Source organism: Thermus tengchongensis, from assembly GCF_021462405.1.
Lineage (GTDB): Bacteria > Deinococcota > Deinococci > Deinococcales > Thermaceae > Thermus > Thermus tengchongensis.
The window spans coordinates 34,251-44,088 of sequence record NZ_JAKEDU010000011.1; the positions used below are offsets into that span (position 1 = coordinate 34,251).

The 9,838-nt window shown below is 68.3% G+C and carries 13 protein-coding genes and 1 pseudogene; 3 read left to right on the forward strand and 11 right to left on the reverse strand.

The features are described 5' to 3' along the window. Positions 1 to 7: 7 nt before the first annotated feature. Positions 8 to 1,279: a thymidine phosphorylase gene (locus L1087_RS11225; RefSeq protein WP_234558972.1), complete on the reverse strand. Its 1,272-nt coding sequence runs from the start codon at positions 1,277 to 1,279 to the stop codon at positions 8 to 10. A gap of 22 nt (positions 1,280 to 1,301) precedes the next feature. Between L1087_RS11225 and L1087_RS11230 the strand changes: the two genes are divergently transcribed. Continuing rightward, entirely contained in the window at positions 1,302 to 1,820 is a 519-nt protein-coding gene (locus tag L1087_RS11230; RefSeq protein ID WP_234558973.1) for a Uma2 family endonuclease, read from the forward strand. 3 nt (positions 1,821 to 1,823) lie between these two features. Here L1087_RS11230 and L1087_RS11235 read toward each other — a convergent pair. The 3 genes and pseudogenes from L1087_RS11235 to panC all read right to left on the reverse strand — a co-directional run bounded on the left by L1087_RS11235 (position 1,824) and on the right by panC (position 4,526). Next, positions 1,824 to 2,452 (reverse strand): annotated as a pseudogene (locus tag L1087_RS11235) (class II fructose-bisphosphate aldolase). A 137-nt stretch (positions 2,453 to 2,589) separates the two neighbouring features. Further along, the gene (locus tag L1087_RS11240; protein ID WP_038040436.1) at positions 2,590 to 3,699 is read right to left on the reverse strand and encodes a type IV pilus twitching motility protein PilT; all 1,110 of its coding nucleotides are present in this window, start codon (positions 3,697 to 3,699) and stop codon (positions 2,590 to 2,592) included. Continuing rightward, complete coding sequence (panC, locus tag L1087_RS11245; RefSeq protein WP_234558975.1) at positions 3,696 to 4,526, reverse strand: pantoate--beta-alanine ligase; 831 nt, start codon at positions 4,524 to 4,526, stop codon at positions 3,696 to 3,698. Before panC ends, L1087_RS11240 begins: the two co-directional genes overlap by 4 nt. A 21-nt stretch (positions 4,527 to 4,547) precedes the next feature. On the opposite strand from panC, the gene L1087_RS11250 reads away from it, so the two are divergent. Together L1087_RS11250 and L1087_RS11255 are read left to right on the forward strand one after the other, a co-directional pair. Then, complete coding sequence (locus L1087_RS11250) at positions 4,548 to 4,829, forward strand: hypothetical protein (protein WP_234558976.1); 282 nt, start codon at positions 4,548 to 4,550, stop codon at positions 4,827 to 4,829. Between the two features lie 6 nt (positions 4,830 to 4,835). Continuing rightward, the gene (locus L1087_RS11255) at positions 4,836 to 5,387 is read left to right on the forward strand and encodes a Uma2 family endonuclease (protein ID WP_135260677.1); all 552 of its coding nucleotides are present in this window, start codon (positions 4,836 to 4,838) and stop codon (positions 5,385 to 5,387) included. Here L1087_RS11255 and rsfS read toward each other — a convergent pair whose 3' ends face one another. From rsfS to rplU, 7 genes are read right to left on the reverse strand one after another with little or no spacing between them, the layout of a single operon-like run. Then, positions 5,388 to 5,729: a ribosome silencing factor gene (rsfS, locus tag L1087_RS11260; RefSeq protein WP_105318048.1), complete on the reverse strand. Its 342-nt coding sequence runs from the start codon at positions 5,727 to 5,729 to the stop codon at positions 5,388 to 5,390. It lies immediately after the preceding gene. Between the two features lie 6 nt (positions 5,730 to 5,735). Continuing rightward, positions 5,736 to 6,833, reverse strand: coding sequence for an LCP family protein (locus tag L1087_RS11265; RefSeq protein WP_234558977.1), 1,098 nt, complete (start codon positions 6,831 to 6,833; stop codon positions 5,736 to 5,738). Then, complete coding sequence (gene yqeK, locus L1087_RS11270; protein WP_234554592.1) at positions 6,823 to 7,380, reverse strand: bis(5'-nucleosyl)-tetraphosphatase (symmetrical) YqeK; 558 nt, start codon at positions 7,378 to 7,380, stop codon at positions 6,823 to 6,825. Before yqeK ends, L1087_RS11265 begins: the two co-directional genes overlap by 11 nt. After that, a complete protein-coding gene (gene nadD / locus L1087_RS11275) occupies positions 7,355 to 7,915 on the reverse strand; it encodes a nicotinate-nucleotide adenylyltransferase (RefSeq protein WP_038040460.1) in 561 nt (186 codons plus the stop codon). The genes yqeK and nadD overlap by 26 nt, the downstream gene beginning before the upstream one ends. 2 nt (positions 7,916 to 7,917) lie before the next feature. Then, positions 7,918 to 9,174 (reverse strand): GTPase ObgE, encoded by a 1,257-nt coding sequence (gene obgE / locus L1087_RS11280; RefSeq protein ID WP_234558979.1) that lies wholly within the window; start codon positions 9,172 to 9,174, stop codon positions 7,918 to 7,920. 19 nt (positions 9,175 to 9,193) lie between these two features. Beyond that, positions 9,194 to 9,451, reverse strand: a complete 258-nt coding sequence (rpmA, locus tag L1087_RS11285) for a 50S ribosomal protein L27 (protein ID WP_135260682.1) — start codon at positions 9,449 to 9,451, stop codon at positions 9,194 to 9,196. 3 nt (positions 9,452 to 9,454) lie between these two features. Then, complete coding sequence (gene rplU / locus L1087_RS11290) at positions 9,455 to 9,760, reverse strand: 50S ribosomal protein L21 (RefSeq protein WP_038040467.1); 306 nt, start codon at positions 9,758 to 9,760, stop codon at positions 9,455 to 9,457. Positions 9,761 to 9,838: the final 78 nt, after the last annotated feature.

Genomic DNA, 9,838 nt, shown 5'->3' on the forward strand with positions numbered 1-9,838 from the left:
GGGGCCTTCAGACCACGTCCAGGATCAGGGGCAGGGGCCTGGCCTCCGCCCCCAGGCGGAAGGCGGCGCGCAGGTGGTCCAAGGCCTCCTGCAGGCCCCGGCTTCGGTGGTAGACCAGGGCCAGGGGCTCGCCCCCCGCCACCCGGTCCCCGGGCTTCTTCAGAAGGTAGACCCCCACCCCGTGGTCGATGGCCTCCCCCTTCTTCCTCCGCCCACCCCCCAGGGCCAAGACGGCCAGGCCCACCCGGTAGGCGTCCACCTCCTGCACCACGCCCTCCCCCTCCGCCCGCAGGGGGAACTCCTCCCCCAGGGGAAGCAAGGAGAAGTCGTCCACGACCCGGGGGTTCCCCCCTTGGGCCTCGAGGAACGCCCGGAACTTCTCCAGGGCCTCCCCGCTCTCCCAAGCCCGGCGGGCCAGGCCCGGGTCCAGCCCCTCCAGCCTTAGGGCCTCCTCCGCAAGGCGCAGGGCCACCTCCAGGAGGTCTTGCGGCCCCTTCCCCTTAAGGGTCTCTATGGCCTCCCGGACCTCTATGGCGTTCCCCACCGCCCGGCCCAAGGGGGCCTCCATGCCGGTGAGCACCGCCCGCACCCGCCTGCCCGCCCCCCGGCCGATCTCCACCATGGTCTTGGCGAGAAGCCGGGCTTCCTCCAGGGTCTTCATGAAGGCCCCCCGGCCCACCTTCACGTCCAAGACGATGCTCCTCGCCCCAGCGGCCAGCTTTTTGCTCATGATGGAGCTGGCGATGAGGGGGATGCTCTCCACCGTGGCGGTCACGTCCCTTAGGGCGTAGAGCTTCCCGTCCAGGGGGGCCATTTCCGGGCTTTGGGCGGCGATGACCAGGCCCACCCGCCGGGCACGCTCCAAAAACCCCGCCTCGGTCATCTCCCCCCTCCAGCCCGGCACCGACTCCAGCTTGTCGATGGTGCCGCCGGTGTGGGCCAGGCCCCGGCCCGACATCTTGGCGAAGGTGCACCCGCTGGCCGCCAGGATGGGCCCCACCACCAGGCTCACCTTGTCCCCCACCCCTCCTGAGGAGTGCTTGTCTACCGGGTGGGGCAGGCCCGAGAGGTCCAGCACCTTCCCGGAGTAGGCCAGGGTCTCCGTGAGCCAGAGGGTTTCCTCCGGGTCCAGGCCCCTGAGGAAGGCCGCCATGAGCCAGGCCGCCACCTGGTAGTCCGGCACCTCCTCCCGCAGGTAGCCCAGGAGGAAGGCCTCGAGGTCCTCCCGGCGGTGCTTGCCCCCCTCGCGCTTTTCCCGGATGAAGAAAACGGGGTTCATGGGCCCATGCTACGCTAAGGCCATGGCCCGGCGGTACCGCTTTGGCATCGAGGAGTTCGAGCGCCTCTTCCAAGGGGTCACGGGGGTGGAGCTTCTGGATGGGGAGGTGTACCAGATGAGCCCGATTGGCCCTAAGCACGCGCTGGTAGTGGCCCGCATGGTGAAAAGGCTCACGGAAGCCTTGGGGGACCGGGCCTTGGTCTGGCCGCAAAATCCCGTGCGCCTGCCCCCGGGCTCCGAGCCCCAGCCCGATATCGCCCTTCTCAAGCCCAAGGACTACTGGGAAAGCCTCCCCACCCCTGAGGACATCCTCCTCCTGGTGGAGGTGGCCGACGCCAGCCTGGAGTACGACCGGGAGGTGAAGCTCCCCCTCTACGCCCAAGCGGGCATCCCCGAGGTGTGGCTTCTGGACCTCCAGGGAAACCGCCTCCATGTCTTCCGCGCCCCCAAAGAGGGCCTCTACACGGAACACCGGGTGCTCCTCCCCGGGGAGGAGGCAGAGCCCCTTCACTTCCCCGGGGTGCGGGTGGCCTGGCCCTAGGGGCTACGCCTTCCCCACGGAGCCGAAGAGCTCCATGCGGCTTTTCACCCCCCCCTTCACCGCCTCCCGGGCCGGGCCCAGGTACTTCCTGGGGTCAAACTCCTTGGGGTTCTTGTTGAGGCCCTCGCGGATGAGGGCGGTAAAGGCCAGGCGCAGGTCGGTGTCGGTGTTGATCTTGGCGATGCCCATGGCGATGGCCTTCCTTATGTCCTCGGGGTGGATGCCCGCCGCCTCCCCGATCTCCCCCCCGGCGGCGCGGAAGCGCTGGATGAGCTCAGGGGGCACGGAGCTTGCCCCGTGCAGGACCAGGGGGGCCTCCACCAGTCCGGCGATCCGCTCCAGGCGGGGGAAGTCGATGAGGGGCCGCCCCTTCCCCTTGTAGGCCCCGTGGCTGGTGCCGACGGCCACCGCTAAGTACCCCGTCGTGGCTTGCGCCACGACGGGGGCCCCAAAAAGGCCATGAGCACGCCACTTTGGCTTTGGCCGGTGGGGCAACCTTTGCGTGCGGGTACTTAGCTCCTCGGCGGCCTCGAGGATGGCCTGGGTGAGCCCATGTTGTTGGTGTTGAAGGCCCCCACGCCGTAGCCTTCCGCCCGCGCCCTCTTCAGGATTTCCAAACCGGTCACCAACATAAGCGCCTCCGCCGGGATTCTACCCCGGCCGCTCATGGAAACATGGAAAGCCCCACCTACCCCGCCCAAGTGGGTCGCCGCGGCCTGCGCCAGGGCGGAAGCTCCGGGCAAGCTATTGCCCAGGCCCCAAAGCGGCCTCAGTAGGCCTGGCCCGTGGCCTTGGTGAGGAGGAGGCGGAACTCGTGGGGGCTGGTGGCGGCGGAAAGGGCATCCTCCAGGGAGATGAGCCCCCCGGTGTAGAGCTCCACCAGGTGCTGGTCGAAGGTGCGCATCCCGTGGATGGAGCCCTCCATCATGGCCTCCTTGATCTGGGGGGTCTTGTCCTCGTCCTTGATGAGCTCCCGCACGTAGGGGGTGGCGATGAGGACCTCGAGGGCCAAGACCCGCCCCTTGCCATCGGCCCGGGGCAGAAGGCGTTGGGAGAGGATGCCAAGAAGGGACTCCGCCAGGAGGATGCGCACCTGCTGGTGCTCGTGCAGGGGGAAGAAGTCGATGATGCGGTTGATGGTGCGCCAGGCGTCCAGGGTGTGCAGGGTGGAAAGCACCAGGTGCCCGGTCTGGGCGGCCATGAGGGCAGCCTCCACCGTCTCCTTGTCCCGCATCTCCCCGATGAGGATCACGTCCGGGTCCTGGCGCATAGCGTACTTAATGCCCGAGTAGAAGCTGTCCGTGTCCAGCCCCACCTCCCGCTGGACCACCAGGCTCTTCTTGTGCTTGTGCAAGAACTCGATGGGGTCCTCGATGGTGATGATGTTCTTGGCGTAGTGCAGGTTGATGTGGTCGATGAGGGCCGCCAGGGTGGTGCTCTTCCCTGAACCCGTGGGCCCGGTCACCAGGATAAGCCCCCGCTCCTTGGCGGCCAGCCCCTCCATCACCTCCCGGGGCAGGCCCAGGGCCTCGAAGCTGGGGATGACCTCGGAAACCACCCGCATCACCAAGCCGAAGCTTCCCCTCTGCCTCAGGAGGTTGCAGCGGAAGCGGGCCACCCCGGGGATGGTGTAGGCGAAGTCCAATTCCTTGCGGTACTCCATCTCCTCCCACTGCTCCGGGGTGAGGAGGGCCTTGGCGATGGCCTCCGTGTCCTTGGGGGTGAGGGGGCGGTTGCCGAAGGGGCGGAGCTTCCCATCCACCCGGATCACCGGCGGGGCCCCCGCCTGCAGGTGGATGTCCGAGGCCCGGGCCTGCACCATGGCCTTGAACATCTCCAAGAGGCTCTGCTTGCCCTCCTGGGGAGAAGCCTCGCTCATGGGTACACCTCCAGGTTATCGATCAGGCGCACCTCGGGAAAGCGCCCGGCAGCGATCCCCCGGGCCCCAGGCACCCAGTCGGCAAGGGGAAGGAGGGTTTCCGGGTGCACCAGGGCTAGGTAGTCCTTGCGGAACCCGGGCACCTCGGCCAAAACCCCCTCCCCGGCCCGCAGGGCCTCGGCCACACTCCCGCCCGCCTGGGCCACCTCCCGCATGGCCGAAAGGGCCCGGTAAAGGAGGTTGGCCTTCCCGCGGGTTTCCGGGGAGAGGTAGACGTTACGGCTGGAAAGGGCCAGGCCGTCCTCCTCCCGCACCGTGGGCACCCCCACCACCTCGAGGGGGAACCCCAGGTCCCGCACCATCCTGCGGATCACCAGGAGCTGCTGGTAGTCCTTTTCCCCGAAGTAGGCCCGCTCCGGGCGCACCAGGAGGAAGAGGCGGGCCACCACCGTGGCCACCCCCTGGAAGTGGCCGGGGCGCACCTCCCCTTCCCACAAGGCGGTGAGGGGCCCCTCCACGGAAACCCGGGTGGCGAAGCCTGCCGGGTACATCTCCTCCATGCTGGGGGCGAAGAGGAGATCCACTCCCGCCTCCTCCAAAAGGGATCGGTCCCGCTCCAGGTCCCTGGGGTAGCGGTGGTAGTCCTCCCCCGGGCCGAACTGCAGGGGGTTGACGAAGATGGAAACCACCACGAAGGGGTTTTCCTTCCGGGCCCGTTCCACCAGGGCCAGGTGCCCCCGGTGGAGGTAGCCCATGGTGGGGACAAAGCCCACCCCCTCCCGGGGCAGGGCCGCCCGGAGTTCCGCCACGGTGCCCACCACGTTCACGGGGCTCAGTATACTTTCCCCGTGGGCAAGAAGAAGCGGGAGGAAAGGCTCAAGAAAAAGGCCCTTAAGGAATGGGAGGAGAGGCGGCCCAAGACCTTCCGGGAAGCCCTGAGGTACTTCCCCGGCCTCTTCCTTCGCACCACCTTGGTGGTGATGGCGGCCACCACCCTCATCCTCTTTACCGCCGCCATAGGCCTCCCCTGGGCTCAGAGCACGTGGTTCCAGATCCTCATCTACCTTGGGTTTTACCTGCTCTTCCAGCGCTTCATCATGGGGCCCTTGGCCCCACCCCGGATAAAATGAGGGCCGATGGCTGAGCCCGCGGAGGTCCAGCGCCCCCTGACCCTCGAGGCCTACCTGGAGGAGGAAGCCCAAAGCCCCGTGCGCCACGAGCTGGTCCGGGGCTTCCCCAGGGCCATGGCTGGGGCCAGCCGCCGCCACAACCTCCTGGTGGTGGCCCTGGTGGCGGCCCTCTTCCCCAGAGCCCGGGAAAAGGGGTGTCGGGTCCATGCGGAAACCTTCAAGCTCAAGGTGGCCCCCGACACCGTCTACTACCCCGACGTCATGGTGGTTTGCGGCCCCCCCGGGGAAAACCCCTTCTGGGAAGAGCGCCCCTGCCTGGTCCTGGAGGTCCTCTCCCCTTCCACAGAGGCCCAGGACCGCTGGGAGAAGATGCGGGCCTATCTGGGCCTGGAAACCCTCCAGGCCTATCTGCTCCTGGACCCCGAACGGAAAGGCCTCGAGGGGTATTTCCGCGAGGGAAAGGGGTTCAGCCTAAGGCGCTACCGCGGGGGCCAGGTGCCCCTGCCCTGTCTGGACACTTCCCTGGACCTCGAGGCCCTCTACTCGGCCCTGGGGTAGTCAGATCCTCTCGGCGTCCGCCCAGAAGCCTTCCAGGTCGTAGTACTCCCGGGCCTCCGGGGTCATGAGGTGGACCACCACCTCCCCGTAGTCCAGGACCACCCAGCGGGGGCTCTGCCCCTCCGTGGGCCGGGGGCGGAGGCCCTCCTCCTCCAGCTTCTCCTGCACGTGCCGCTCCAGGGCCTGCAGGTGAGGGGTGCTGGTGGCGCTGGCCAGGACGAAGTAGTCCAGGCTCTCGGACACCGCCCGGAGGTCCAGGGCCACCACCTTTTCCGCCTTCTTTTCCCAAAGGAGATCCTTGATCCTGGCTACCAGCTCCACTGCCTCGAGGGTCTTTACCATCTACCCCTATTGTAGCAGGTCCCGCCCGAGCTCCACCACCACCCCGGGAACCGGCTGGTGGGGGACCAAAAGAGGCAGATGAAAGAGCTCCGCAAAGTAGCCTCCCGCCTCGAGGTCCTTGGCGTACACGGCGCTCCGCGCCACCTCCGCCTCCTCCACCTGCACCTCCACCCCCTCCCGGGCCAAAAGGGCCTGGCCCCAAAGGATCAGGTCCCTTTCCCCCCGTAGGCGCACGGGAACCTGCGGCGGGGATGAGGGCAGGGCCATGCCCATCCATGCGGCCAGGAACTGGGCCTTGGCCCGCTCGTCCACATAGAGGAAGGTCCCCTTCCCCTCCTGGGTGGGCAGGGTGGCAAGGGAAAGCCTAAGGCCTCGGATTCCGGGGAGGTGGGCCAAAACCTCCTCCAGGGAAAGGTCGGTGTCCAGCTCCCGCCAGGCCTCCCTTAGGGCCAGGGTCACGGCCGGCCAGGTGCGGGGGTCCTGGGCCTTTTTGAGCACCTGGGAGACCACCCCCTTGATGCGGTCCAGCCGGGCGTAGTCCCCCAGGGCGTCCATGCGGAAGCGCATGTACTTCACCGCGTCCTCCCCATTTAGGTGAAGCCTTCCCGCGGGGAAGTCGATGAAAAGCTTCGCCGCCCGGTCGGTGTAGCGCATGGGCCTTTCCAGGTAGACCTCCACCCCTCCCACCGCATCCACCATCCGGGCCACGCTTTCCAGGGTGAGGATGACGTGCCTTTCCACCACCAGGCCCGTGGCCTCCTCCACCGCCCGCTTGAGGAGCTCTGCCCCGCCCCGGGCGTAGGCGGCGTTGATCTTGCCCCCCACCATGGGGCTATAGAGGTCCCGGGGAATGGCCAAGGCCCTGGCCTCCCCTCCCCTTAGGCGCACGTAAAAGATGGTGTCCGTGCGGCTTCCCGGGCCGCAAGGGGTGTGGTAGCCGCAGTACTCGATGTCCCGGGCCGCCACCACCACTCCCATCTCGGGCAAGGCCCCAACCCTCCTGGGCCGCACCCCTTCCTCCTCCCCCGGTCGGGGCCAGGAAAGCGCCAATCCCAGGGCGAAAAGGCTCAGGGCCAACAGGAGGAAGGAGGTCCTAGGACGCATGGAGCAGGCTCTGGTACACCGCCAGGGTCCTCGGGTGGACGGGGATCCCCTTGCCCTTCAGGTACTCCACCTTGTTGCGCACCGCCTGGCGGTAGGCCTCGAGGAGGTTTCCCGAAAGGGCGAGCTCCCGGATCTCCCCGTTCACCCCCCGGCCGGGCTCAGAGACGTCGGCGATGTAAAGGGCCATGCCGAGGCCGTTTCTTGGGTCCACCCCGTACACGTGCCCCTCCACCGCCTCGAGGACCTCCTTGTCCTCTACCCCCCAGGCCTCGGCCAAAACCCGGGCCGCCCGGCCGTGGAGGGATAGGGGATGGGCCTCCTCCACCTCGTTTTCCGGAGGGGCCAGGCGGGCCAGCTCCTCCAGGGGAAGGTCCCGGGCGGCGTCGTGCAGGATCCCCGCCAGATAGGCCCTTTCCCCGTCCAGGCCGTTTTTCTCCGCGATCTCCCGGGCCAGGGCCGCCACCCTTTGGATGTGGGCCCACCGCTCGGGACGGACCAAGGCCTTGACCTTCTCCAGAAGCTCAGCGGTAGAGACCGTGCCGTTCAAGGTACACCTCCACGGGCCTGGGCACCCAGAAGCGCACGCTTTTCCCCTCCCGGATGCGCCTGCGGATCTCGCTGCTGGATATCCCCACCTCCGGGACCAGAAGGGGCACCACGGGCACCGGCATGGTTTCCAAGGGGTAGCCGGGCCGGGCCACGGCCACCAGGGTGGCCAGCTCGGGAAGCCGGTGCCCTTCCTTCCAGGTGAGGACGTCCCGGTAGGCGTCCGCCCCGGTGATGAAGAAGAGCTCGTCCCCTGGGAAAAGCCTCCGGGCCTCCTCCAGGGTGTCCACGGTGTAGCTGGGCCCGGGGCGGTCCAGCTCGAGGCGGGAGGCGAAGAAGCGCCCCTCCTCCGCCGTGGCCAGGAGGACCATCTCGTAGCGGGCCTCTGGGGGCGCCACCGGGGTCTTGTGGGGCGGCCTGGCGGCCACCACGAAGAGCACCCGGTCCAGCCCCAAGGCGCTTGCGGCCTCGCTGGCGGCCAGGAGGTGCCCCAGGTGGATGGGGTCAAAGCTGCCGCCGAAAAGGCCAATGCGCACCGCTAAACCTCCGGGATGTACTCAAACTCCTTGTCCCCGATGCGCACGAGGTCCCCCGCCCGCACCCCCTTGGCCTTGAGGGCCGCCTCCACCCCGTGGCGCCGGAACACCTCCTGAAGGTAGCCCGCCGCCTCCTGCAGGTCCCCCTTGAGCCGCCTCAGGTAGCGCTCCACCTGCGGGGCCCGCACCTCGTAGACCCCTTCCGCCACCGGCACCACCTCCACCCCGGCCTCCACCACCGCCTTTGGCGCAGGCTTGGGAAGCTCGGGGGCAGGGGTGGCCTTCACCAGGCTCAAAAGGGCTTCCTTCAGGGCCTCCAGGCCCTCCCCCGTGAGGGCGCTCACCGGCAGGACGGGAAGCCCCTCTCCCGCCAGCTCCGCCACCTTTTCCTTCACCTCCTCCGGGGAAAGGAGGTCCACCTTGTTGAGGGCGATGAGGCTTGGCCGCCTGAGGAGGTCCTTGTCGTAGGCCCCCACCTCCTGGCGCAGGGTATGGAGGGTCTTGAGGGGCTCCTGGGTAGCGTCCAGGACGTAAAGGAGCACCCGGGTGCGGGCGATGTGGCGCAAAAACTCCAGGCCCAAGCCCTTTCCCTGGCTTGCCCCCTCGATGATGCCGGGGATGTCCGCCAGGGTGAAGCGCTCCTTCTCCACCTCCCCCACCTCCACCACCCCCAGGTTGGGGCTCAGGGTGGTAAAGGGGTAGGGGGCGATCTTGGGGTGGGCCCGGGTGGTGGCGGCGAGGAGGCTGCTCTTCCCCGCGTTGGGGTAGCCCACCAGCCCCACGTCGGCGATGAGCATGAGCTCCAGCCTCAGGCGGCGCCTCTCCCCTTCCTCCCCCGCCTCGGCAAAGCGGGGCGCCTGGCGGGTGGGGGTGACGAAGTGGGCGTTACCCCGCCCTCCCTCTCCCCCACGGGCCACCAGGAGGACCTGGCCTTCCTCCGTGAGGTCGCCAAGAAGCTCCCCCGTGTCCGCATCGAAGACCCGGGTGCCCCGGGGCACCTCCACGTAGAGGTCCCGCCCCGCGCGTCCGTGCTGGCCGCTTCCCTTGCCGTGCTCCCCGTCCTCGGCCCTATAGGTGCGCTGGGAAAGCTCGGAAAGGGAGTCCACGCTCCCCTTGGCCCGGAGGTAGACGCTCCCCCCCCGCCCCCCATCCCCCCCGTCCGGGCCCCCCTTGGGCACGAACTTCTCCCGCCGGAAGGAGACGGCACCGTCGCCACCCCTTCCGGCGGCGACGGTGATCAGCAGGACGTCTTGGAACATCCGGGCACGCCCCTTGGGCCTACGCCAAGGGGCGCACGCTCACGAAGCGGCCCAGCCGCCCCTTGTCCTGGAACTCCACCACCCCGTCCACCAGGGCAAAGAGGGTAAAGTCCCGGCCCATGCCCACGTTCTTCCCGGGCTTGAACTGGGTGCCCCGCTGGCGGACCAGGATGTTCCCGGCCTTCACCACCTGGCCCCCGTAGCACTTGACCCCGAGGCGCTTGGCCTGGGAGTCGCGGCCGTTCTTGGTGGAACCCAAACCCTTTTTATGTGCCATGGCTCACCCCTGGATCTCCTTGATGAGGATCTCCGTGTAGGGCTGGCGGTGCCCCTTCTTCCTGCGGTACTGGACCTTGGCCTTGAAGCGGGAGATGGTCACCTTCTTGCCCTTCCCGTGGCCCAGGACCTCGGCCACCACCTTGGCCCCCTCCACCACGGGAGCCCCCACCACCGCCTTCTCGCCCCCCAGGAGGAGGACGGGAAGCTCCACCAGGCTTCCGGGCTCGGCCTCGAGCTTCTCCACCCGAAGCCTCAGCCCGGGCTCCACCCGGTACTGCTTGCCGCCGGTCTTGACGATCGCGAACATGGCTTCCCCTTCCCAAAAGCCCCCGAAGGGGCTACCGGCTTTCCACTATACCCAACCCTGGGCCTTCCTTCAAGCAAG